This is a genomic window from Streptomyces sp. NPDC002742, from assembly GCF_042888885.1.
In the GTDB taxonomy this organism is placed as follows: domain Bacteria; phylum Actinomycetota; class Actinomycetes; order Streptomycetales; family Streptomycetaceae; genus Streptomyces.
Map to the genome: position 1 here is coordinate 96080 of NZ_JBIAQF010000003.1, position 22366 is coordinate 118445.

The 22366-nt window shown below is 69.4% G+C and carries 19 protein-coding genes; 17 read left to right on the top strand and 2 right to left on the bottom strand.

The genetic code is table 11. The annotated features are described in order from the left end of the window. Positions 1 to 38: 38 nt before the first annotated feature. From ACFYW8_RS05700 to ACFYW8_RS05720, 5 genes are all read left to right on the top strand, one after another. On the top strand, positions 39 to 347 hold the full coding sequence (locus ACFYW8_RS05700) for a hypothetical protein (protein ID WP_389068301.1): 309 nt from the start codon (positions 39 to 41) through the stop codon (positions 345 to 347). 15 nt (positions 348 to 362) lie between these two features. Further along, entirely contained in the window at positions 363 to 1799 is a 1437-nt protein-coding gene (locus tag ACFYW8_RS05705) for a hypothetical protein (RefSeq protein WP_389068303.1), read from the top strand. A gap of 15 nt (positions 1800 to 1814) precedes the next feature. After that, positions 1815 to 2417 carry a hypothetical protein gene (locus ACFYW8_RS05710; RefSeq protein WP_389068306.1) on the top strand — a complete coding sequence of 201 codons (603 nt, stop codon included), beginning with the start codon at positions 1815 to 1817 and terminating at the stop codon, positions 2415 to 2417. Between the two features lie 2 nt (positions 2418 to 2419). Then, positions 2420 to 3022, top strand: a complete 603-nt coding sequence (locus ACFYW8_RS05715) for a hypothetical protein (protein WP_389068309.1) — start codon at positions 2420 to 2422, stop codon at positions 3020 to 3022. Positions 3023 to 3222: 200 nt separating this feature from the next. After that, positions 3223 to 4341, top strand: coding sequence for a hypothetical protein (locus ACFYW8_RS05720; protein ID WP_389068311.1), 1119 nt, complete (start codon positions 3223 to 3225; stop codon positions 4339 to 4341). A 14-nt stretch (positions 4342 to 4355) separates the two neighbouring features. On the opposite strand, the gene ACFYW8_RS05725 is transcribed toward ACFYW8_RS05720, so the two are convergent. Beyond that, the gene (locus ACFYW8_RS05725) at positions 4356 to 5534 is read right to left on the bottom strand and encodes a sigma-70 family RNA polymerase sigma factor (RefSeq protein ID WP_389068314.1); all 1179 of its coding nucleotides are present in this window, start codon (positions 5532 to 5534) and stop codon (positions 4356 to 4358) included. A gap of 191 nt (positions 5535 to 5725) precedes the next feature. On the opposite strand from ACFYW8_RS05725, the gene ACFYW8_RS05730 reads away from it, so the two are divergent. The 9 genes from ACFYW8_RS05730 (at position 5726) to ACFYW8_RS05770 (ending at position 16609) form a co-directional block, all read left to right on the top strand. After that, on the top strand, positions 5726 to 6121 hold the full coding sequence (locus tag ACFYW8_RS05730) for an SgcJ/EcaC family oxidoreductase (RefSeq protein ID WP_365870225.1): 396 nt from the start codon (positions 5726 to 5728) through the stop codon (positions 6119 to 6121). A gap of 315 nt (positions 6122 to 6436) precedes the next feature. Beyond that, positions 6437 to 7819, top strand: a complete 1383-nt coding sequence (locus ACFYW8_RS05735) for a nitrate/nitrite transporter (protein WP_389068317.1) — start codon at positions 6437 to 6439, stop codon at positions 7817 to 7819. A gap of 124 nt (positions 7820 to 7943) precedes the next feature. Next, the gene (locus tag ACFYW8_RS05740) at positions 7944 to 9095 is read left to right on the top strand and encodes a uroporphyrinogen-III synthase (RefSeq protein WP_389068320.1); all 1152 of its coding nucleotides are present in this window, start codon (positions 7944 to 7946) and stop codon (positions 9093 to 9095) included. Between the two features lie 301 nt (positions 9096 to 9396). Continuing rightward, the gene (locus ACFYW8_RS05745; protein ID WP_389068322.1) at positions 9397 to 9984 is read left to right on the top strand and encodes a CGNR zinc finger domain-containing protein; all 588 of its coding nucleotides are present in this window, start codon (positions 9397 to 9399) and stop codon (positions 9982 to 9984) included. A gap of 225 nt (positions 9985 to 10209) precedes the next feature. Further along, complete coding sequence (locus tag ACFYW8_RS05750) at positions 10210 to 10740, top strand: sigma-70 family RNA polymerase sigma factor (protein ID WP_037619265.1); 531 nt, start codon at positions 10210 to 10212, stop codon at positions 10738 to 10740. Positions 10741 to 10778: 38 nt separating this feature from the next. After that, complete coding sequence (locus ACFYW8_RS05755; RefSeq protein WP_389068325.1) at positions 10779 to 11561, top strand: anti-sigma factor family protein; 783 nt, start codon at positions 10779 to 10781, stop codon at positions 11559 to 11561. An 83-nt stretch (positions 11562 to 11644) separates the two neighbouring features. Beyond that, on the top strand, positions 11645 to 14035 hold the full coding sequence (locus ACFYW8_RS05760) for a HelD family protein (RefSeq protein ID WP_389068328.1): 2391 nt from the start codon (positions 11645 to 11647) through the stop codon (positions 14033 to 14035). Between the two features lie 485 nt (positions 14036 to 14520). Further along, positions 14521 to 15954, top strand: a complete 1434-nt coding sequence (locus tag ACFYW8_RS05765; protein WP_389068331.1) for an NAD-dependent malic enzyme — start codon at positions 14521 to 14523, stop codon at positions 15952 to 15954. Between the two features lie 373 nt (positions 15955 to 16327). After that, positions 16328 to 16609: an HU family DNA-binding protein gene (locus ACFYW8_RS05770; RefSeq protein ID WP_007382399.1), complete on the top strand. Its 282-nt coding sequence runs from the start codon at positions 16328 to 16330 to the stop codon at positions 16607 to 16609. Positions 16610 to 16913: 304 nt separating this feature from the next. Here ACFYW8_RS05770 and murA read toward each other — a convergent pair whose 3' ends face one another. After that, complete coding sequence (murA, locus tag ACFYW8_RS05775; protein ID WP_365870218.1) at positions 16914 to 18254, bottom strand: UDP-N-acetylglucosamine 1-carboxyvinyltransferase; 1341 nt, start codon at positions 18252 to 18254, stop codon at positions 16914 to 16916. Between the two features lie 280 nt (positions 18255 to 18534). Between murA and ACFYW8_RS05780 the strand changes: the two genes are divergently transcribed. The 3 genes from ACFYW8_RS05780 to ACFYW8_RS05790 all read left to right on the top strand — a co-directional run bounded on the left by ACFYW8_RS05780 (position 18535) and on the right by ACFYW8_RS05790 (position 22302). Continuing rightward, positions 18535 to 19107: a YqgE/AlgH family protein gene (locus tag ACFYW8_RS05780; RefSeq protein ID WP_389068336.1), complete on the top strand. Its 573-nt coding sequence runs from the start codon at positions 18535 to 18537 to the stop codon at positions 19105 to 19107. 85 nt (positions 19108 to 19192) lie between these two features. Then, on the top strand, positions 19193 to 19489 hold the full coding sequence (locus ACFYW8_RS05785; protein ID WP_103554931.1) for a DUF3039 domain-containing protein: 297 nt from the start codon (positions 19193 to 19195) through the stop codon (positions 19487 to 19489). Positions 19490 to 20649: 1160 nt separating this feature from the next. Further along, complete coding sequence (locus ACFYW8_RS05790) at positions 20650 to 22302, top strand: beta-N-acetylhexosaminidase (RefSeq protein ID WP_389068338.1); 1653 nt, start codon at positions 20650 to 20652, stop codon at positions 22300 to 22302. Positions 22303 to 22366: the final 64 nt, after the last annotated feature.

The following is a 22366-nucleotide window of genomic DNA, read 5'->3' on the forward strand; positions in this document are numbered from 1 at the left end:
GTCCGATCCGGCGGATTGACCGATAGAACGGGGAAGGTATGGGCGACAGGACCCGAATCGATGACCTGAACGTGATTAAAGGCGTTTCTGTCGGACTTTCCAAAATCGTTGGCGAGCTGGAGCGGCTCGACCATAAAGAGCAGTATGGGTGGAATCGAGAGATCGTCGGGCATGAGGAATTGACTGATCGATTGAACGACTTCGCCGCCAATTGGGACTACAAGCGGTCCAAGCTCGAGGAAGAGTTGAAGAAGCTCTCCGGTATCGCGAAGGCTGCGTCAGAAGCGTACGAGTCGATTGATACGGACCTGGCCAATGCCGTGCGCAAGAATGAGAAGAAGTCGTAGGGGCTGGACTGAATCATGACTCGTCCCAAGGATTGGTCGCCTGTCGATCTTGAATCCGATCCGGTGTCCGGGGACCCGGTGGCGGTGGCGAAGCTGGGCAGGCGGTTCCGGGCGGTGGCCGACGCCATCAGGGAGCAGTCAGGGAACATCGCCGCATTGTGCGGAGTCGATGGATGGCAGAGTGACGCGGCTGATGAGTTCAGAAAAGCCGCTGATGGAACAGCCGGCCGCTTGAAGAAGGTCATGGATCGTTTTGACATGGCCGCCGACTCGCTGGGCGAGCAGTCCGAGCAGCCTGATCAAAAATACGCGAGCGTTCTGGCCTCGTCCCAGCAGTCCGCCGACAAGGCCCGAAACGACGCCGAGGCCGACTGTGACGAGAAGGGCAGGCTGGACAGGCTGATCGAGTCCCTTGACAAGTCGGCGGACGGCTACGAGGACAAGAAGCGCGACTTTGTGAGAAAGCGTGACGATGCCGCTGATCGGATTCAGGAGTCCATCAAGCGGGTCCATGCGGCAAAGAACGCCCGCAACAAGGCTGCAGAGAAAGCCGCTCGTGCGCTCGAAGAATTGATGGATCACGACAAACTGAAAGACTCGACCTGGGAGAACATCAAGGGTGCTCTGAAGGTTGCCGCAGATATCGCAGGGTGGGTGGCTACCATCTGCGCCCTGACGTCGCTCCTCGTCGGCTGGATCCCGATCATTGGATGGGTGCTCGCGGGCGCCCTGGACGCGATCGCGTTGCTGGCGACGCTCCTCTCCCTCGCCTGCCATCTGGTCCTGGTGTTCACCGGAGATGCGAGCATTGCGGATCTCGTCCTGGATGGCATCGCCCTGCTCACGCTCGGACTGGGCCGGGCGGCTCTGAGCGCGGGGCGCACCGCGGCTGCTGGTGTGCGAGGGGTGCAGACGGCCAGTCGCTCGGCTCGTACTGACTTCCTGGCCGCAAATACCCTGGCAGGTCGATCGTCAAAGGCCGTGAACACGCTCCAGGGCAAAGCGACGAAGGTTGCCAACAAAGCGGCCGAAGAGGCCGCGCAACGCCTTTCCGGAAACCTTCCCGGTTTCTTCGGAAAGATCAATGAGTTCTCGCACGTGCTGAACCCGAAGGTTGTCTTTCGGGATTCCGTTGATGCCGTGAAGGGTCTTAAGGATCTCAAAGACGTTGGAAAGTTGTTCAGTCGGGATGCGTGGGCCGGTGCCCGGCCGTTCGGGAATCCGGAATGGGTTGAATCCGGAAAAATCCTTCAAGAGGTCCCGATTCTCAATAAATTCGAAGCGATGGGCGGCGTGAAATTCACCGACTACGTGCGGGCAGCTGGAAACAGATGGCTAGGGCACACCATCGCCGCTACTGTGATCGACGGAAACGATAAGATTCACGGTCTCGCCAAATGGGACAACCCCTACAATAAGTGGAAAGAATCTTGGACGGTGGGCCAGGGGTGACCGAGGAGAGTTCCAATGAGCGATGATGTGGTGTGGCAATGCTTGATCTCTGAACCGGAAGGAAGCATCAGGCTGCCGGTGGGGCAGGGTCTAAATTTGGGAGAGTGGTCCAAGCGGGCTGCGAAAACATATCTCGGTGTCGCCGCCCCTCGTGCTGAGCTTCGTAAATTGGCGACGATCCTGGCTCAACTGGCTACTTCGTCGGAGCTGGGTGCCCCCACCTTTGCCTACGCTTATGTGATCGATGCGGCGAAGGCTGTGATGGCTGTCTATGAGGTCCACGACTACGACAGCGAGGGATACGAATCCGTCGATCGTCTGCCCGATCTGCTGCGTGATGTCCTACCCACGACACCGGACCGCCGACATGCCATCCACGTCGACCTGCCGACTGGTCCCGGCCTGCGGGTGCAGGAGATCCAGTCCGTTGTCACGGGATCGCTCTTCAAGAAGAAGACGCAGTTGGAGTCGGTCACCTACGCTGTTCTTCCTCCGCAGGTGGACAACGTTCTGGTCCTCCGCGTGACCTGGACGAACCTCATCTTCAGCGAGGTGTTGCTGGAGTTGTCCCAAACGCTTGCGGAGTCGTTGGAGCTCGCCCAGGTGAAGGAGGCCTGACTGTGCCGGAACCAGTCGTCGAGATTTCGACAGGAGAAGCCGGTACGGCACCTCCAACCGACTACAGGCTGATCGTTCCTTTCGACTGGTTCAGGATTCCCCTGGAGCCCGGCGAATGGAAGCGTTCGATCCGGGCTCTGGTCGACAACGCGCTGAGAGGTCAGGATGATGCTGCTGCCCTCAAGCGGCAGTTGACCAAGGAGCTCGCTGCCCGTGCGGAGGATGCCTATCGGAACGGGGGCGTCGAGCTCTACATCTCGACAACTTCGGTCGGGCCAATTCCTGTCTCCGCCTCGCTTCTCGTGACGGTGGTCCCTCCTGATGAGGATCTTGGCCTGTCGGTCACAGGAGCGCAGCGCGCTCAGGAGATCGACGAGATTCTGCTGCCCTTCGCGGGACCTGCGATCCGTCGGCGAACGCGTACGGTCCCAGCCGACGACGACTCATCCGGGAACCGCCTTCCCGTGACCACGGTCGACTACGGGGTCAAGATCCCCATGACCACCGCATCGCTGCTGCTGACCTTCTCGACTTCGCTGGACCCGTTCGCCGAAGCCCTGGTTGAGCTCTTTGAGGCGATCGCGAAGTCTCTGAGCTGGACCTGATGGCCGGTTGGGGAGGCCGCGAAGAAGAGACATCAGTCGGGTGAGCCGACGACAGCCACAGCTGCGCTTCTCCGCCCGTCAAAGCCGAGTCAAGTGCGGGTAAATCGGGTTGCTCGGCTGTTCTGTGGAGGAGGGGTGCGTGAAAAGGTGGGGCGGTTGCTGGTGTGAACGGGCTTGTTCGGCGGGGAGTTGGGGGCGGCGTGAGTAAACGGCAGATCCGGCAGATGTTCCGGTTGATGGCCGGGGGGCAGGCCGTGCAGCTCACGAGTCCCATGGCCTCGGTGAAGAAACTGGCCCGACTCGCCTTCATGGCGCAGCAGTTCGGCTACGAGTACGCGGATGTGCGGCAGGGCAGCGGCCGCAACAACGCGCTCACGATGCTCATCGTGCCCGATCCCGGCCCGCAGGCTCAGGCGCGTGCCGCGCAGAACTGGGCGCAGTATCCGAAGGCCGCCGACGGGGTGTCGTTGCCGCCCGTCGTTCCTGACGCGTTGGAACTCCTCAAGGCCCGTATCAACTTCGACCTCACCGGCAAGAACGCCGAGAAGCGGATGGTGTACGCGGCAGTCGGTCTCACCGTCGGGTGCGTCGCCCTCGCGGTCCGGGCGGGCGGCGGCTCCGGCGCCTTCACGGTGGCCGGCGTCCTGTGGGCCGTGCTGATGGTCGTCCTCGGCGTCGGTCTCGTCGTCACGCGCAAGCGCAACGCCAAGTTCGCGGCGTTGCTGCGGGCGGCGGGGTTCGCGCCGGTGACGGAGGAGGACGGGCGCGTGCGGTATCTGCCGCCCACGGCGGGGTACGGCGGACAGGCGGCCGGCCCGTACGGCCCCTACGCCCCGTACGCCCCCTGTGCGGGCCAGGCTCCGTACGCCCCCCAGGCTCCAGCCCCGTACCCGGGCCAGGCTCCGCAAAGCCCTTATGCCGGGCAGCCCCCGTTCGCCGGCCAGGCTCCGCAGGCCCAGCCCGCGTTCCCCGGTCAGGTTCCGCAGGCCCAGCCCCAGGCCCAGGCCCCGTACCCCGGTCACGCTCCTCAGGCCCCGTACGCCGGGCAGTCCCCGCACGCCGGCCCGGTTCAAGCCCCGGTCCAGCCCCAGCCCCAGTCCCAGCGCCAAGCCCCGGCGCGGGCTCCCGTTCAGGGTGAGTCCCACCTCCCGGCCCCGGGTTTCTACGGCTCCTCGGTTCCCGGTCCCTACAGTCAGCATCCCCCGGCCGCTCCCGCCCCGGGTGGTCCCGGCAATCCGTACGCCGCCCAGCCCGGTCCCGTACCGCAACCCCCTGACCCCAACCCGAACGCGAGTGGCCCACAGCCTCCGCGGCAGTGAGGCCTTAAGGCCTTCTACTTCTCCCAGACTTCGGGCAGCTCGAATGCCGAGAAGACCGTGGGGAGTTGGAAGACCACCGTGTGGCTCACCGCGCCGTGGTCCGCCGTGAAGACCTGCAAGGTGTGGAGGCGGTGCCTGTCGTCGCCCGGGGTGCGGACGTATGCCGCCAGTGCGGGCTGTCCGTTCGCCGAGGTGGGCCGCAGGCGCCAGTCCGTGCCGCGCATCGCGAAGACGCGGGCGATGAAGGCGACGTAGGCGTCGGGGCCGACGTACCAGTTGAGGACCGGGGGCATCTCCAGGACGACGTCCTCGGTGAGCAGGGTGCGCAGGGCGTCGAGGTCGGCGTCCTCGAAGGCGCGCAGATAGCGGTCGATCACCGCGCGCTGCCCATGGTCCGGCGGTTCCGTCACCTCGTCCTCCGTCAGGCCGGCCTCGCCGAGCCGTGCGCGGGCCCGCTGGAGCGCGCTGTTCACGGAGGCGGTCGACGTACCGAGGGCTTCGGCCACCTCGGTCGCCGGCCAGGCCAGTGCGTCACGCAGGATGAGGACCGCCCGCTGGCGTGGGGGCAGCAACTGCATCGCGGCGATCAGCGCGAGGCGCAGGCTGCCCCGGGCGACGACCACGCCCGCGGGATCCCCGGCCGCGGACGCGGCCCCGGCACCGAGGGCGAGCCCGGCCGTGCCCCGGTCCGGGAACGGCTCCAGCCACGGCACCTCCGCCCCCAGTGTCATCGGTGCCCCGGGATCCTCCAGCGCGCCGACGAGGCCCGACGGCAGGGGCCTGCGGGCGCGGCCGCGCAGCGCGGTCAGACATGTGTTGGTGGCGATGCGGTACAGCCAGGTGCGCAGGGACGCGCGGGTGGCGTCGTAGCGGTCGAACGCGAGCCACGCCCGAAGCATCGTCTCCTGCACCAGGTCCTCTGCCTCGTGCACCGAACCGAGCATCCGGTAGCAGTGGGTCAGCAGTTCGCGGCGATAGGGGGCCGTCCGTTCCTCGAAACCGTCCCGGCCGTCCTCGCCACGCCTGTCGTATTCGCCGTCGCCGTCGCCGTCGTCGCCAGGTCTGTCGGCTTCGCCGTCGCCGTCGGCACCACGGCCGTCGTGGTCGTCGCCGTCGGCACCACGGCCGTCGGCGCCGTGGCGGTCTTCGGCACCGCTGTCGTCGTCGCGGCCTTCGTCGTCACGCGTTTCCATGCTCTGCTCCTCGGCTCCTGCGCGGCACGGGTCCCCGGCGGTCCGGTTCCTCGGGCCCGAGCCCTTCGAGTCCCGTCACTCACCGGTACCTACCTCCGGACCCGTCCGAACTCATCGTCCCGGCACCGATGAGTTCCGGCGTGGGCCGAGGTACGTACAGATGCCGAACCAATCCGAGGAGAAGGATCACCATGAACCCCACCGACGCCGGCCAGGACATCCGCACCGTCCTCGACCGTCTCTACTCCGCCTGGGCGGACTACGACGCCGACGCCTTCGCCGAGCTCTACACCGAGGACGCGACCGTCGTGATGCCGGGCGTGTTCAACGACGGGCGGGAGGAGATCCGTGCCTACATGGCCGCCGCGTTCGACGGACCGCTGAAGGGTTCCCGGCCGCTCGACGAGCCCCGGCGGATCCGCTTCCCGCTCCCCGGCACCGCCGTCGTCGTCAGCGAGGCCGGGATCCTCCTGGCCGGTGAGAACGAGGTGCCCGCCGACCGCCTCCACCGTGCGACCTGGGTGCTCGTCCGCGATCCCGCCGTCGGGACCTGGGCCATCACCTCGTACCACAACGCCGGGGTCTGAACACCGCCGTCCGAGTCTGAACACCGCCGTCTGACGAACGCGCCGCCCGCCGGGCCCCGACGTCCCTCGCCCGACTTCGGCCCCGACGTCTCTCGCCCGGCCCGGCCCCGGTCCGGACAACTCTCGCCCGGTTCCGGTCCGGACGCCCCCACCCGGTCCCGCCCCGTCCTCACCGCCGGGTCCGGGACCGGGTGAGAGCAACGTTCCCTTCCGGTCACCCACAGCCACAGCGTGGAAACGCGTCCTCCCTACCTTCGGGAAACAGCAGCCCGGAACGGCGGCCAGTAAGCCCGGAGAACCCAACGGAGGCGCGAGATGACTGCCCCAGCCACGAGTACGGCCCCTGCGCGGGGCGGTCGCTGGATCGAGGAGTGGGATCCGGAGGACGAGGCCTTCTGGGCGGAGAAGGGGGAGGAGGTCGCCCGGCGGAACCTGCTCTTCTCCGTGCTGTCCGAGCACATCGGGTTCTCCGTCTGGACCCTGTGGTCCGTGATGGTCCTGTTCATGGGTCCGGAGTACGGGCTCACCCCGGCCGACAAGTTCCTGCTCACCTCGATGGTGACGCTGGTCGGCGCGGTCGTGCGGGTGCCCTACACCTTCGCCGTCGCGCTCTTCGGCGGCCGGAACTGGACCATCGTGTCCGCGAGTCTGCTGCTCGTGCCGACCGTCGCCGCGTTCCTGGTGATGAAGCCGGGCACCTCGTTCACCACCTTCCTCGTGGTGGGTCTGCTGGCCGGCGTCGGCGGCGGCAACTTCGCCTCCAGCATGACCAACATCAACGCCTTCTTCCCGCTGCGGAAGAAGGGCTGGGCGCTCGGCCTCAACGCGGGCGGCGGCAACATCGGCGTGCCCGTCATCCAGCTGGTCGCGCTCGCCGTCATCGGGGCGAGCGGCGGGCCGCGGGTGCTCCTCGGGATCTACATCCCGCTCATCGCGGCGGCCGCAGTCCTCGCCGCCCTCTTCATGGACAACATCGCCTCCGTGAAGAACGACACCGGCGCCGCCCTCGACGCCGCGAAGGACGCGCACACCTGGATCATGGCGTTCCTGTACATCGGGACCTTCGGCTCGTTCATCGGTTACGCCTTCGCGTTCGGGCAGGTCCTCCAGGTCGAGTTCGGGCGTACGCCGCTGCAGGCCGCCTACCTCACCTTCATCGGCCCGCTGCTCGGTTCGCTGATCCGGCCCGTCGGCGGATGGCTCGCCGACCGCTACGGCGGCGCCAGGATCACCCTGTGGAACTTCGTGGGCATGGCCGCCGCCACCGGGATCCTCGTGGTCGCCGGCAGCGAGAAGTCCCTGCCGCTGTTCGTCGGCGTCTTCGTGGTGCTCTTCGTGCTCAGCGGGCTCGGCAACGGGTCGACGTACAAGATGATTCCCGGCATCTTCCAGAAGAAGGCCGTGGACAAGGGGCTCGAAGGGGAGGAGGCCGCGCGGTACGGGCGTCGGCTCTCCGGTGCCGCCATGGGGCTCATCGGCGCGGTGGGCGCGCTCGGCGGTGTCGGCATCAACCTCGCCTTCCGCCAGTCGTTCCTCGACTCCGGCTCCGGCACCGGAGCCTTCGTCACCTTCCTCGTCTTCTACGCGCTCGCTTTCGCGGTCACCTGGGCCGTATACCTTCGTCGGCCGGCGGCCGCCGAGACCCGGGCGAGTGCCACCACCGAGGCGAACTCCCGGCTCGGCTACGCCGAGGTGTGACGTAACACGCCCGACATCGCCTTGATCCGAGCCTGTCACGGTCCGTTGACAGGCTCGGATCCGCCGCGGACGTACGACACAGCACTGACCCGTACGACGACTCGACGAGCGCGAGACGAGAGCCATGTACGACGAACAGCAGCGACCCGACCACGGGCCTCTCTCCGGGTTCACCGTGGGGGTGACCGCCGCGCGCCGGGCCGACGAGCTCGGCGCGCTGCTCCAGCGGCGCGGGGCCACCGTCGTGCACGCGCCGGCCCTGCGGATCGTGCCGCTCGCCGACGACGGCGAACTGCTCACCGCCACCCAGGAGTTGATCGACGACGCGCCGGACGTGGTGGTGGCCACCACCGCCATCGGATTCCGCGGCTGGGTCGAGGCCGCCGACGGATGGGGCCTCGGCGAGGAACTGCTCGCGCGGCTGCGGGGCGTCGAGCTGCTCGCCCGCGGGCCCAAGGTCAAAGGCGCCGTCCGGGCCCAGGGGCTGACCGAGGAGTGGTCGCCGTCCTCCGAGTCGATGGCCGAGGTACTCGACCGGCTGCTGGAGGAAGGCGTCGAGGGCCGCCGTATCGCCGTACAGCTGCACGGTGAACCGCTGCCCGGGTTCGTGGAGTCGCTGCGGGCCGCCGGCGCCGAGGTCGTCCCCGTGCCCGTGTACCGGTGGATGCCACCGGAGGACATCGGGCCGGTCGACCGGCTGCTCGACGCGGCCCTCACCCGAGGCCTGGACGCGGTCACGTTCACGAGCGCGCCGGCCGCCGCCTCCCTGCTGTCCAGGGCCCAGGACCGGGGCCTGCGACCCGAACTCCTCGCCGCGCTGCACCATGACGTCCTGCCCGTCTGCGTCGGCCCGGTCACCGCGCTGCCGTTGCAGGCGCACGGCATCGACACCGTCCAGCCCGAGCGCTTCCGGCTCGGTCCCCTCGTGCAACTGCTGTGCCAGGAACTGCCGGGACGGGCACGGGTGTTGCCCATCGCCGGGCACCGGGTGGAGATCCGGGGGCACGCGGTGCTGGTGGACGGGTCGCTGCGGCCCGTCCCGCCCGCCGGGATGTCGCTGCTGCGGGCCCTCGCGCGGCGGCCCGGCTGGGTGGTGGCGCGGGCCGAACTGCTGCGCGCGCTGCCGGGATCCGGCCGTGACGAGCACGCCGTGGAGACCGCGATGGCCCGGCTGCGTACGGCCCTCGGCTCGCCCAAACTGATCCAGACGGTGGTCAAGCGGGGCTACCGGCTCGCGCTCGACCCGGCCGCGGACTCCAAGTACGCGGACGCCTGAGGTCACCGGCACAGGCACGGCGCAGGCGCGGGCACGGCACAAGCAATGCCACGGCGCAGGCGCGGGCACGGCACAAGCAATGCCACGGCGCAGGCGCCGGGTGCGGGAACACGCGGACGGGCCCGTCCGCCACGCGTTCCGCCGCGATGCCGACGGCACCGGCCTGAACCCCCGTCCGGTACGCATCAGGTACGCATCCGGACATGTCCCGTACGGGGCCGGTGCTGAGTCTTCCGGCGGAGCCTCGGGGCATGCACTGTAGGGGTACGACGGCAGGTGACCCCAAGGCGGTGACAGGCGCATGGCATCGGGCATGGCCACAGCCTCGTACGAGTCGCGGTTCGACTCCGGGCGGATCTGCCTGGACCTGACGGCGACCACCCATCCCGAGGAACGCCTCGACTCGGCAGCCCGGTTGCGCGCCTGGGTCATCGCGTCCGGGCTGGTACCCGCGGGCACCCCGCTCGCCGCGGTGGACGGTACTTGGCTGCTCGGCTTCCGGGAACTGCGCGGACATATCGCCCAGTTGGTACGCGGCGAGCTGGACGGACACCCCGCGGACGGCGCGCTCGCCCGCGTCAACGCCGTCGCCGCCGCCGCGCCGCCCGCCCCCTGGGCCGTCCGCACCGACGACGGATCGCTGCGCCGCGCGGTGCGCACCCCGCCGGACTGTGCCGAACTGGTCTCCGTGGTGGCCCGGGACGCCCTCGATCTGCTCACCGATCCGCCGGCCCGGGCGAGTCTGAGACAGTGTGAGGGCGACAACTGCCCGATCGTCTACCTCGACACCTCGCGGGGCCGGCGCCGACGCTGGTGTTCCAGCGAAGTGTGCGGCAATCGGGAGCGAGTTGCCCGGCACCGGCGGCGGGCGGCCCTGGCGCGCGCCTGATCACACCTGTACGTGATCTTCCAGTGACACGAGGTGATCGATACGCATTCTTTTCGGTGTCTACACATCTTCAACAGAAAAAACCCTGAACACTTTGAACACCCGCGTACCCACACACGTACCCGGTGATGAGCGACCGACTGGGGGAACCCCCGGACACCGGAGGTAGGCGTGCGCAAGGATTCAGCCGTGGCTGATGAACACAAGCCAAGGGCCCGACATCGCATGTCTCAGCAGTCTTCGTCGACCGAACCCGACGAGGAGCTGATGCGTGCGTTGTACCGGGAGCATGCGGGGCCGTTGCTGGCCTATGTGCTGCGCCTGGTCGCCGGAGACCGGCAGCGCGCCGAGGACGTTGTGCAGGAAACACTCATCCGTGCCTGGAAGAACGCCGGTCAGCTCAATCGAGCGACCGGTTCGGTACGCCCCTGGCTGGTGACGGTCGCCCGACGCATCGTCATCGACGGCCACCGCAGTCGGCAGGCCCGGCCGCAGGAGGTCGACCCGTCGCCGCTGGAGGTCATCCCCGCGGAGGACGAGATCGACAAGGCGTTGTGGCTGATGACACTGTCGGACGCGCTGGACGACCTGACCCCTGCTCACAGGGAAGTACTGGTCGAAACATACTTCAAAGGGCGTACCGTCAACGAGGCGGCCGAAACGCTCGGCATTCCCAGCGGCACTGTGCGCTCACGGGTTTTCTACGCCCTGCGGTCGATGAAGCTTGCGCTGGAGGAGCGGGGGGTGACGGCATGAACACGTACGGGGGTTACGGAACAGGTGGTCCGGGAGCCATGCAAGGTCCACGAGGACAGCAGGGGTCCGGGGACATCCACGAGACTGTCGGCGCCTACGCCCTGGGCATTCTCGACGACGCGGAGGCGACGGCCTTCGAGGAGCATCTCGCCTCCTGCGAGTGGTGCGGGCAGCAGCTCGACGAGCTCGCCGGGATGGAGCCGATGCTCGCCGCGCTCGCGGACCTGCCCGCCTCGCAGGGCAGTCCGGCCATCGCGGAGTCCCTCTCGGCCCGCCCGAGCCCACGGCTCGCGGAGCGCCTCGTCGACGAGGTCTCGGCACGGCGCACGCAGAAGCGCCGGCGCGGCATGTACCTGGTGGCGGCGGCCGCCGCGCTGATCATCGGCGGTCCGCTGACGGTCATGGCGGTCAACGGCGGCAGTGACACCGGTACGAACACGCCGCAGGCGATGGCCAGCAGCCCGGCCAAGGCCGCCTTCGACGTCATGACGGACAAGACGGAGGCCACGGACCCGAAGACCAAGGTCAACGCCGTCGTCGCCGTCGAGCCGAAGGACTGGGGCACCCACGCGGTCCTCCAGCTCAAGAACGTCAAGGGCCCGCTCAAGTGCTCCCTGATCGCCGTCGGCAAGAACGGCGAACGTGAGACGGTGACCTCCTGGGCGGTTCCGGACCGGGGTTACGGGCTGTCCAACACGAACAACGCGGAGGCCAAGCAGCCGCTGTACGTGCACGGCGGCGCGGCCTTCACACCGAACCAGATCGATCACTTCGAGGTCATGACCTTCGAGGGGAAGCGGCTGGTCGAGGTGAACGCGTGAGCGGACTCCGGGCGCGCACGTAGCCTCACGGGCCTCCCTTCGCGTACGGTTGACGGCTGCCCAGCACGTCAGAAGGGGGCCCGGTGGCCGCTCAGGCTCAGCAGGAAACCGCGCTCGGCTCGGTCCACGTTTCCGTACCGGACGAATCCGTCAAGGACGACTCCGTACGGGACCGTGAGATCGGCGTCGAACAGGAACATCTGGACCGGGTCTACCGGCGCCTCGAGGAGAAGATCCACGAGGCCGAGTTCCTGATGCACGACGCCGCCCAGCGCGGTCACGTCGGAACACCAGGAGCGCTCGCGGAGCGGGACGCCCAGGTGTTCCGCGCGGGAATCCACCTCAACCGTCTCAACAACGAGTTCGAGGACTTTCTCTTCGGCCGGATCGACCTGCTCCGCGGGAAGGACGGCACGAAGGGCGCCGACGGGGCCTACACGGCGGTGGAACCCGCCGAGGGCGCGGTCCGCGAGGACAACACGGCCGACATCGCGGAGACGCTCCACATCGGCCGTATCGGCGTCCTGGACGCCGACTACGCGCCGCTGGTGATCGACTGGCGGGCGCCCGCCGCGGCCCCGTTCTACCGCTCCACCCCGGTCGACCCCGGCCGGGTCGTACGCCGCCGGGTCATCCGCTCCAAGGGCCGCAGGGTCCTCGGCGTCGAGGACGACCTGATGCGTCCGGAGGTGACGGCCTCCCTCGACGGCCGCGAGCTCCCCGTCATCGGCGACGGCGCGCTCATGGCCGCGCTCGGGCAGGCCCGCAGCCACACCATGCGCGACATCGTGGCGTCCATCCAGGCCGAGCAGGACATGGTGATCCGCGCGCCCGCCGCGTCCGTGACCTATGTCGAGGGCGGCCCCGGCACCGGCAAGACGGCGGTGGCCCTGCACCGGGCCGCCTACCTGCTCTACCAGGACCGCCGCCGTTACGCGGGCGGCATCCTGATCGTCTCCCCGACCCCGCTGCTCGTCGCCTACACCGAGGGGGTCCTGCCCTCGCTCGGCGAGGAGGGGCAGGTCGCGATCCGCGCGATCGGTTCGCTCGTCGACGGTGTGGGCGCCACGCTGTACGACTCCCCGGCGGTGGCCCGCGCCAAGGGTTCGCACCGGATGCTGAGGGTGCTGCGGAAGGCGGCGCGCGGGGCGCTGGAGAGCCCGGCCGGCCCGGCCGGGGGCAATTCCGGCCAGCTCGCCCTCGGGGAGCCGGACACGGCCCCCACGGGTCCCCCCACCCGGCTGCGGGTCGTCGCCTTCGGGCGTCGTCTTGAGCTGGAGTCCGCCGAGCTGGACCGGATCAAGCACAACGCGCTCAGCGGGACCGCGCCGGTCAACCTGCTGCGGCCGCGTGCCCGCCGGCTGCTGCTCGACGCGCTGTGGTCGCGGTCGGGCGCCGGGACCCGGCACGCGGACCCGGAGCTGGCCGCCGAGCTGCGCTCGTCGTTCGACGAGGACGTCACCTCCGAGGACAGCTTCCTGGCTTTCCTGGACGCCTGGTGGCCGGAGCTGACCCCGCGCGGGGTGCTGGCCGCCATGGCGGACGAGCGGCGGCTCGGGCGCTGGGCGCGCCGGATCCTCAACCCCGGCGAGGTCCGCCGGGTGGCGCGCTCGCTCAGGCGGGACGGGTTCTCGGTGCACGACGTTGCGATGCTCGACGAGCTGGAGGCGATCGTCGGCGCGCCCGCCCGCCCCAGGAAGCGGCGCGATGTGGACCCGCTGGCCCACCTCACGGGTCTGGAGGAGCTCATGCCCCAGCGCGAGGAGACGCAGCGCGAACGCGCCGAGCGCCTCGCGCAGGAGCGGACCGAGTACGCGCACGTCATCGTCGACGAGGCGCAGGACCTCACGCCCATGCAGTGGCGGATGGTGGGCCGGCGCGGCCGGCACGCCACCTGGACGGTCGTGGGCGACCCGGCCCAGTCCTCCTGGTCCGACCCGGACGAGGCGGCGGAGGCCCGTGACGAGGCGCTCGGCACCCGGCCCAGGCGCCGCTTCACGCTCACCGTGAACTACCGCAACCCGGCCGAGATCGCCGAGCTGGCCGCCAAGGTCCTCGCCCTCGCCATGCCGGGCTCCGAGTCGCCGTCCGCCGTACGGTCCACGGGCGTCGAGCCACGGTTCGCGGTCGTACGGGACTCCCTCGCGCAGACCGTGCGCGCCGAGGCCGCCCATCTCCTCGACCGGGTCGACGGCACCGTGGGCGTCGTCGTCGCCATGAACCGGCGCGAGGAGGCCGCCCGCTGGCTCGCCGGGCTCGGGGACCGCGTGGTGGCCCTCGGAAGCCTGGAGGCCAAGGGGCTGGAGTACGACGCCACGGTGGTCGTGTCGCCCGCGGAGATCGCGGACGAGTCGCCGGCCGGACTGCGTGTCCTGTACGTCGCCCTGACCCGGGCCACGCAGCAGCTCACCGTCGTCTCCAGCGACCGCGACGACCCCGACGCGAACGGCGTCCCCGACCTGCTGCGGGACTGACGGAGCTCCTGCGGGGGCGGACGCCGCCGGCGTCCCCCGTCCGGCCACGGGCCGCCCCCGGTCCGGGTTCCCGGGCCGGGGGCGGCCTGTCCGCCCCCGGCGCGTCCCGGCCGAAAAGAACTCCGGGGACGGGAATTGCCTTACGGGAATCCTTTGTTACCTTTGACGTGACACCGGCCCGATCCAAGCCCCCGGGCCCAACCTTCGTCGCCACGAGCGACCACTTGCCGCGAGGCGAGCATGGCGGGTCGGTGTCATTGAACGTCGTCCTTCACCGAAGGACCCGAAGAGGCCCACGTCACCCGTGACGTGGGCCTCTTTCGTCGTCCGGTCCCCTCTCGTAGGGTGGAATCCACTTTCCGAAACCGTGAACCCTGGCGAACAAAACGTTCGCAATCGGGGGCGACTACCCCGTACTCAGGGGTAGGTGCGACGATCGGACGGCACAAAGCAGTGACACACGGTGAAAGCAGAGGAAGTCGGCCATGGCAACGGCGCCCAGCGTCTCCTACTCGATGACGGTCCGGCTGGAGGTACCCGCGAGCGGAACGGCGGTCTCCCAGCTCACCACGGCCGTGGAGTCACACGGAGGCTCGGTGACCGGCCTCGACGTGACCGCCTCCGGCCACGAGAAGCTCCGGATCGACGTCACCATCGCGGCGACGTCCACCTCGCACGCCGAGGAGATCGTCGAGCAGCTGCGGCACATCGAGGGCGTCACCCTCGGCAAGGTGTCCGACCGTACGTTCCTCATGCACCTCGGCGGCAAGATCGAGATGCAGTCCAAGCACCCGATCCGCAACCGTGACGACCTCTCGATGATCTACACCCCGGGTGTGGCCCGGGTGTGCATGGCGATCGCCGAGAACCCCGAGGACGCCCGCCGCCTCACCATCAAGCGCAACTCCGTTGCGGTCGTGACGGACGGCTCCGCCGTGCTGGGCCTCGGCAACATCGGCCCGATGGCCGCGCTGCCCGTGATGGAGGGCAAGGCGGCCCTCTTCAAGCGCTTCGCGGGCATCGACGCCTGGCCGCTGTGCCTGGACACCCAGGACACCGACGCGATCGTCGAGATCGTGAAGGCGATCGCCCCCGGCTTCGCGGGCATCAACCTGGAGGACATCTCCGCGCCGCGCTGCTTCGAGATCGAGGCCCGGCTGCGCGAGGCCCTCGACATCCCCGTCTTCCACGACGACCAGCACGGCACGGCCATCGTCGTCCTCGCGGCTCTGACCAACGCGCTTCGCGTCGCCGGCAAGGCGATCGGCGACATCAGGGTCGTCATGTCGGGTGCGGGCGCGGCCGGTACGGCCATCCTCAAGCTGCTGATCGCCGCCGGTGTGAAGAACGCCGTCGTCGCCGACATCCACGGCGTCGTGCACGCGGGCCGGGCCGACCTCGTCGACGCCGCCGCGGACTCGCCGCTGCGCTGGATCGCCGACAACACCAACCTCGAAGGCCTCACGGGCACGTTGAAGGAGGCGGTGCGCGACGCCGACGTCTTCATCGGTGTCTCCGCCCCGAACGTCATCGACGGTGACGACGTGGCCTCGATGGCCGAGAACTCCATCGTGTTCGCGCTCGCGAACCCCGACCCCGAGGTCGACCCGGCAATCGCCCGCCAGACCGCGGCAGTTGTGGCCACCGGCCGCTCCGACTTCCCCAACCAGATCAACAACGTCCTGGTGTTCCCGGGCGTCTTCCGCGGCCTCCTGGACGCCCAGTCGCGTACCGTCAACACGGAGATGATGCTGGCCGCCGCGACCGCCCTCGCGAGCGTGGTGACCGAGGACGAGCTCAACCCGAACTACATCATCCCCAGCGTCTTCAACGACAAGGTCGCGGGCGCGGTCGCCGGAGCGGTGCGCGACGCGGCGAAGGCGGCGGGGGCGTCGGACGCGGCCAACACGAGCGTGTAGCACTGGTCGAGCCGGGCCCCGCGCCCGCGTCACAGCGGCCGTCGTACCGTCTGTGACGGGCGCCACGACCGCCCGGACCCCGGCGCGTCGCGGAACGCGGGGCCAGTGGCCGCCTCTAGGGTGGCGGCCAGGCTCAGGCCTCGCAGGGCCGCTTCGTGTGACCCCCAAGGGTGTTCGTGTGACTCCCAGGGGTGCCGGATTGGCTTTCCCGCCGCAGGTGGGGGCAGGATGCGTCTTCGGGCGCGACGGTCTGGCTACGGACCCGGGTCCGGGGGCCGACCGAGGACCCTGGCAGCATCGGCTTCACTGTGCCCGATATGCGGCTCCGCCGCGTGGCACGCCTCAACAGCAAGAAGAACACGGGAGTAACAACATGAACCGCAGTGAGCTGGTGGCCGCGCTGGCCGACCGTGCCGAGGTGACCCGCAAGGACGCCGACGCCGTTCTGGCCGCTTTCGCCGAGACCGTCGGCGAGATCGTCGCCAAGGGCGACGAGAAGGTCACCATCCCCGGCTTCCTGACCTTCGAGCGCACCCACCGTGCCGCTCGCACCGCGCGCAACCCGCAGACCGGCGACCCGATCCAGATCCCGGCCGGCTACAGCGTGAAGGTCTCCGCGGGCTCGAAGCTCAAGGAAGCCGCCAAGGGCAAGTAAGGCCCGCCTGTACGTTCCCGCCGACGCGGGAGGCGTACAAGGCGCACACAACGCCAATGGGGCGGCCCCTTTCAGGGGGGCCGCCCCATCGTCGTACGTGCGTCTGCCGCGCCCGGCAGGGACCGGCGTCAACCCAGTGCCCTGCCCGGCCGGAGCCGGGTGGCTGGGTCAGCCGAGTGCCTTGCCCGGCAGTTCGACCTTCGCCCCCAGCTCCACGAGCTTGTCCATGCTGTGTCTGCCCGGGGGGTAACCCCCGGACCCCCAGCCGGAAGGGAGCCTGCCCGGCCGGAGCCGGGTGGCTGGGTCAGCCGAGTGCCTTGCCCGGCAGTTCGACCTTCGCCCCCAGCTCCACGAGCTTGTCCATGAAGTTCTCGTAGCCTCGGTTGATCAGCTCGATGCCGTGGACGCGGGAGGTGCCCTGCGCCGCCAGTGCCGCGATCAGGTACGAGAAGCCGCCGCGCAGGTCGGGGATGACCAGGTCGGCGCCCTGGAGCTTCGTCGGGCCCGAAACGACCGCGGAGTGCAGGAAGTTGCGCTGTCCGAAGCGGCAGTTGGAGCCGCCGAGGCACTCACGGTAGAGCTGGATGTGCGCGCCCATCTGGTTCAGCGCGGACGTGAAGCCCAGCCGGGACTCGTACACCGTCTCGTGGATGATCGACAGGCCGGTGGCCTGCGTCAGGGCCACGACCAGCGGCTGCTGCCAGTCGGTCTGGAAGCCGGGGTGCACGTCCGTCTCCAGGGCGATGGACTTGAGCTGCGAGCCCGGGTGCCAGAAGCGGATGCCCTCGTCGTCGATCTCGAAGGCACCGCCCACCTTGCGGTAGGTGTTCAGGAACGTCATCATCGAGCGCTGCTGGGCGCCGCGGACGTAGATGTTTCCCTCGGTCGCCAGCGCCGCGGAAGCCCACGAGGCGGCCTCCAGGCGGTCCGGGAGGGCCGCGTGGGTGTAACCGCCGAGCGAGTCCACACCGGTGATGCGGATCGTCCGGTCGGTGTCCATCGCGATGATGGCACCCATCTTCTGCAGGACGCAGATCAGGTCCTCGATCTCCGGCTCCACGGCCGCGTTCGAGAGCTCCGTGACACCCTCCGCGAGGACCGCGGTCAGCAGCACCTGCTCGGTCGCGCCCACGGACGGGTACGGCAGCTGGATCTTGGTGCCGCGCAGCCGCTGCGGGGCCTCCAGGTACTGGCCGTCCTCCCGCTTCTCGATCTTCGCGCCGAACTGCCGCAGCACCTCGAAGTGGAAGTCGATCGGCCGGCCGCCGATGTCGCAGCCGCCGAGGCCCGGGATGAAGGCGTGGCCGAGGCGGTGCAGCAGCGGGCCGCAGAAGAGGATCGGGATGCGCGACGAGCCCGCGTGGGCATCGATGTCGGCGACGTTCGCGCTCTCGACGTGCGAGGGATCGAGGATCAGCTCACCGGGCTCCTCACCCGGACGGACGGTCACACCGTGCAACTGCAGCAGTCCGCGTACGACACGTACGTCGCGGATGTCGGGGACATTGCGCAGCCGGCTCGGTCCGCTGCCCAGCAGGGCGGCGACCATGGCTTTCGGTACGAGATTCTTCGCACCGCGGACACGGATCTCGCCCTCAAGCGGGGTTCCGCCATGGACAAGCAGGACATCGTCGTTGACGGTCATGTATCTCGCGTTCCGATGAGTTGGGCAGGTGTGGTCGTCGGCCGGCCGGTCGTACGGGAGCCGAACAGCAAGGGTAATGGCCGCCCACCCCGGCGCAGTAAGCCCAATGAGGACTCAGCTCAGTCATAGCTTGGCCACAACACGAACCGTTCCGAATCGGGCACACGGGGTCACCGGCCCCGATGTGCGCGGGCAACGCTCCGTTGCGCCCTGAGCTGCATTCACTCCCGTACGCGTATTGGCTCCCCACATGAAGGGAATGTGGGGGATCATGTCTGGCATGACCGAGGTGTCCTCGCTCACAGGGCGGCTGCTCGTGGCCACGCCCGCCCTGGCGGACCCGAACTTCGACCGTGCGGTGGTGCTGCTCCTCGACCACGACGAGGAGGGCTCCCTCGGTGTCGTCCTCAACCGCCCGACCCCGGTGGGTGTCGGCGACATCCTGGAGAACTGGGCCGGTCTGGCGGGGGAGCCGGGTGTCGTCTTCCAGGGCGGTCCCGTCTCGCTGGACTCGGCGCTGGGGGTGGCGGTCATCCCGGGCGGCATCGCGGGGGAGCGCGCGCCACTCGGCTGGCGGCGGGTGCACGGCGCGATCGGTCTGGTGGACCTGGAGGCCCCGCCCGAACTCCTCGCCTCGGCCCTCGGCTCCCTGCGCATCTTCGCCGGATACGCGGGCTGGGGACCGGGCCAGCTGGAGAACGAACTGGTCGACGGCGCCTGGTACGTCGTCGAATCCGAACCCGGGGACGTCTCCTCCCCGGCACCGGAACGCCTGTGGCGCGAGGTGCTGCGCCGTCAGCGCAGCGAACTCGCGATGGTGGCCACGTATCCCGACGACCCCTCTCTCAACTGACCGGCACACCGGCCCCGACGCTTCCCTGACCGGCACGCGACCCTTCCCTCATCTGACGGGTGCGAGCCCCAGTACCCTTGGGTCCATGAGCACTCTTGAGCCTGAGACCCAGCCCCAGCGAGGCACGGGGACGGGGACCCTCGTAGAGCCGACGCCGCAGGTGTCGCACGGCGACGGGGACCACGAGCGCTTCGCCCATTACGTCCAGAAGGACAAGATCATGGCGAGCGCGCTGGACGGCACGCCCGTCGTGGCGCTGTGCGGCAAGGTGTGGGTGCCGGGCCGCGACCCGAAGAAGTACCCCGTGTGTCCCATGTGCAAGGAGATCTTCGAGTCCATGGGCGCCGGTGGTGACCAGGGCAAGGGCGGCGACAAGAAGTAGCGCCGAGGCCCTCCCCGGCGCGGTACGCCGCGTGGACCGAGCACGGCCGTGACACCCCTGGCGAGGGGCGTCGCGGCCGTGTCGTTCGAGAGGCCGACCCCCGCCGACCCCCAGGACCCCCCGCGCGGGCCGATCGCGGGAGATCCGGGGGAGCGCGGGCTCACCGGCCCGGCGGGGAGCCCGGCGGTGGCTGGGCGTCGCCCGGAGCGCGGCCCGTGGTCACGTAGTGGTTGAGACCTCTTGTGGGAGGTACGCGGACTCCATAACCTCCGGAGTGTTGTGCGATGCGAAACCGTCATTGCGCATGCTGCAACGCGCCGTTGGAGGACGCTCGATGAAGCTCGCCGTTCCCGGAATCCTTGCGGCCCGGACGGCGATCGTTCCTCTGCCGCAGGGTGCTCGGCGCTTTCGGACCGGCGGGGGAGTGGGGGGCCGCCGGGTCCGGGTTCCGGTCGCTTTCGCCCTCCCCGGATTCCTTCCGGCGCGTCTTCCGGCAGCGGGAATTCGGCCGGTACTTCCCCGAGTTCCTTCTTGCCGCGAGCTCCGTGGTGATCGTCCGGGCGCTCATCGGGTTTGTGTCGGCGACGGCGGCGAGACCATTCCGCTTCCGATTCCGGACCACCCCGCCGATCATGTTCCCGGCAGCCCGGACGATGCCCGTCGAGGCCCCGGCGATCCCCCTGTTCTCCCTCCCGTTCTTCACCCCGCGGCACTTCGGCCGGCCGAACACGCCGGGCCTGCGGACCTCGCCGCGCGGGGCCTTCTCGCCGCCCTTCGTGATCCGGTTGCCACGGGGTTCCGCCGACGCCGTCCGGGACGCGCCGGAAGCGGTCGCGTACCTGGACGGAACGAGCCGCGCGCGATTCCACCGGCGGACGCATTTCCCGCTCGTCCTCACCGTGGCCACGGCCGCCGGGATGTTTTCCTTCCTCCCGGCCGGGAACGATTTCCCGCTCCGCGAGCCCTTCTTCCCCGACGGCGTCCAGCGGTCCCCGCGCGGCCGGTCCTCCTCGTCTTCCGTAAGCCGGTGCGGCCCGACCGGACGGTATGGCGGCCACCTCCGGGGTGGTGACGATTCACGTGCCGATCTTCTTCGTACGCGTACACCGGTGACCCGCCTCCGGCCCCGGCGGCGGTAAAGGACTGAAGGACGGATGGACATGACGGATACGGGCCTGATTCCCGCGCCCCTCGTCGTCGAGGGCGCCACCCACGGGCGGTTCGAACTGGACGCGGACACCACCCTTTGGGCCGCGCCCGGCACGGACACCACCGAACGCTGGCTGCGCTCGACGCTCGGCGCCGCACTCGGACTACCGCTGCGACCTGGGCCGCGGGACGCCCCGGGTGCCGTACGCCTCCTCCTCGACGACACCCTGGAACCGGAGGCGTACCGGCTGGGAGTCGGGGACGACGGCGTCGACATCCGCGGCGGCGACGCGGCCGGGGTCTTCTGGGGCGCGCAGACACTGCGTCAACTGCTCGGCCCCGACGCATTTCGCCGCGCCCCGATCCGCCCGCGGACGACGTACGGAATCGAGCACCGGACCGTCGAGGACGCACCCCGATTCCGCTGGCGCGGCCTGATGCTCGATGTCTCCCGGCACTTCATGCCCAAGGAAGGCGTCCTGCGCTACCTCGACCTGCTGGCCGCGCACAAACTCAATGTCTTCCACTTCCATCTCACCGACGACCAGGGATGGCGTGTCCAGATCAAGCGTTATCCGCGGCTGACCGAGGTCGGTTCCTGGCGGGCGCGCACCAAATTCGGCCACCGGGCCTCGCCGCTGTGGGAGGAGAAACCGCACGGAGGCTTCTACACACAGGACGACATCCGCGAGATCGTCGCGTACGCGGCCGAGCGGCATATCGCCGTCGTCCCCGAAATCGACATCCCCGGCCACTCGCAGGCCGCCATCGCCGCGTATCCGGAACTGGGCAACACCGACGTCATCGACACGACCTCCCTGACCGTCTGGGACAACTGGGGCGTCTCCCAAAACGTACTCGCCCCCACTGACAACACCCTGCGCTTCTACGAAGGGGTCTTCGAGGAACTCCTCGACCTGTTCCCGGCGGACCCCGCGCGTTTCCCGGAGTTCTCGGGCTTCTTCCACATCGGGGGCGACGAGTGCGCCAAGGACCAGTGGAAGCGGTCGGCCACCGCCCAGGCGCGCATCAGGGAACTCGGGCTCGCCGACGAGGACGAGTTGCAGTCCTGGTTCATCCGGCACTTCGACAACTGGCTGTCCGCGCGCGGGCGTCGGCTGATCGGCTGGGACGAGATCCTGGAAGGCGGTCTCGCGCCGGGCGCCGCGGTGTCGTCGTGGCGCGGCTACCAGGGCGGCGTCACGGCCGCGCGCGCGGGCCACGACGTCGTCATGTGCCCCGAGCAGCACGTGTACCTGGACTACCGGCAGGCCGCGGGCGAGGACGAACCGGTGCCCATCGCCTATGTGCGCACTCTGGAGGACGTCTACCGCTTCGAGCCGGTTCCACCGCAGCTCAGCGAGGCGGAGGCACGACACGTGCTGGGCACGCAGGCCAACGTGTGGACCGAGGTGATGGAGGACCACACGCGCGTGGACTACCAGGCGTTCCCGAGGCTCGCCGCCTTCGCCGAGGTCGCCTGGAGCCGGCTGCCGGCCCCCGCGGAGCGGGACTACGCCGGTTTCGAGCGACGGATGGCCGTCCACTACGAGCGGCTCGACGCCCTCGGGGTCGCCTACCGCCCGCCCACGGGACCGCGGCCGTGGCAGCGGCGCCCCGGGGTGCTCGGACGCCCGATCGAAGGGGCGCCCCCGAAGGTGTGAGACGGCTCACGGCCGGTGTGCCCCCGGCCGATGCCCTGGCACCGTTGTCCCACAAGGAAAAAAG

What these genes read in the sequence shown, in the direction of transcription:
- ACFYW8_RS05740 (WP_389068320.1), top strand. Translation starts at nt 7,944, where the DNA reads ATGTACGACGAACAGCAGCGACCCGACCACGGGCCTCTCTCCGGGTTC.
- ACFYW8_RS05730 (WP_365870225.1), top strand. Translation starts at nt 5,726, where the DNA reads ATGAACCCCACCGACGCCGGCCAGGACATCCGCACCGTCCTCGACCGT.
- ACFYW8_RS05725 (WP_389068314.1), bottom strand. Translation starts at nt 5,534, where the DNA reads ATGGAAACGCGTGACGACGAAGGCCGCGACGACGACAGCGGTGCCGAA.
- ACFYW8_RS05700 (WP_389068301.1), top strand. Translation starts at nt 39, where the DNA reads ATGGGCGACAGGACCCGAATCGATGACCTGAACGTGATTAAAGGCGTT.
- ACFYW8_RS05735 (WP_389068317.1), top strand. Translation starts at nt 6,437, where the DNA reads ATGACTGCCCCAGCCACGAGTACGGCCCCTGCGCGGGGCGGTCGCTGG.
- ACFYW8_RS05750 (WP_037619265.1), top strand. Translation starts at nt 10,210, where the DNA reads ATGTCTCAGCAGTCTTCGTCGACCGAACCCGACGAGGAGCTGATGCGT.
- ACFYW8_RS05770 (WP_007382399.1), top strand. Translation starts at nt 16,328, where the DNA reads ATGAACCGCAGTGAGCTGGTGGCCGCGCTGGCCGACCGTGCCGAGGTG.
- ACFYW8_RS05785 (WP_103554931.1), top strand. Translation starts at nt 19,193, where the DNA reads ATGAGCACTCTTGAGCCTGAGACCCAGCCCCAGCGAGGCACGGGGACG.
- ACFYW8_RS05745 (WP_389068322.1), top strand. Translation starts at nt 9,397, where the DNA reads ATGGCATCGGGCATGGCCACAGCCTCGTACGAGTCGCGGTTCGACTCC.
- ACFYW8_RS05780 (WP_389068336.1), top strand. Translation starts at nt 18,535, where the DNA reads ATGACCGAGGTGTCCTCGCTCACAGGGCGGCTGCTCGTGGCCACGCCC.
- ACFYW8_RS05705 (WP_389068303.1), top strand. Translation starts at nt 363, where the DNA reads ATGACTCGTCCCAAGGATTGGTCGCCTGTCGATCTTGAATCCGATCCG.
- ACFYW8_RS05765 (WP_389068331.1), top strand. Translation starts at nt 14,521, where the DNA reads ATGGCAACGGCGCCCAGCGTCTCCTACTCGATGACGGTCCGGCTGGAG.
- ACFYW8_RS05710 (WP_389068306.1), top strand. Translation starts at nt 1,815, where the DNA reads ATGAGCGATGATGTGGTGTGGCAATGCTTGATCTCTGAACCGGAAGGA.
- ACFYW8_RS05790 (WP_389068338.1), top strand. Translation starts at nt 20,650, where the DNA reads ATGACGGATACGGGCCTGATTCCCGCGCCCCTCGTCGTCGAGGGCGCC.
- murA (WP_365870218.1), bottom strand. Translation starts at nt 18,254, where the DNA reads ATGACCGTCAACGACGATGTCCTGCTTGTCCATGGCGGAACCCCGCTT.
- ACFYW8_RS05755 (WP_389068325.1), top strand. Translation starts at nt 10,779, where the DNA reads ATGCAAGGTCCACGAGGACAGCAGGGGTCCGGGGACATCCACGAGACT.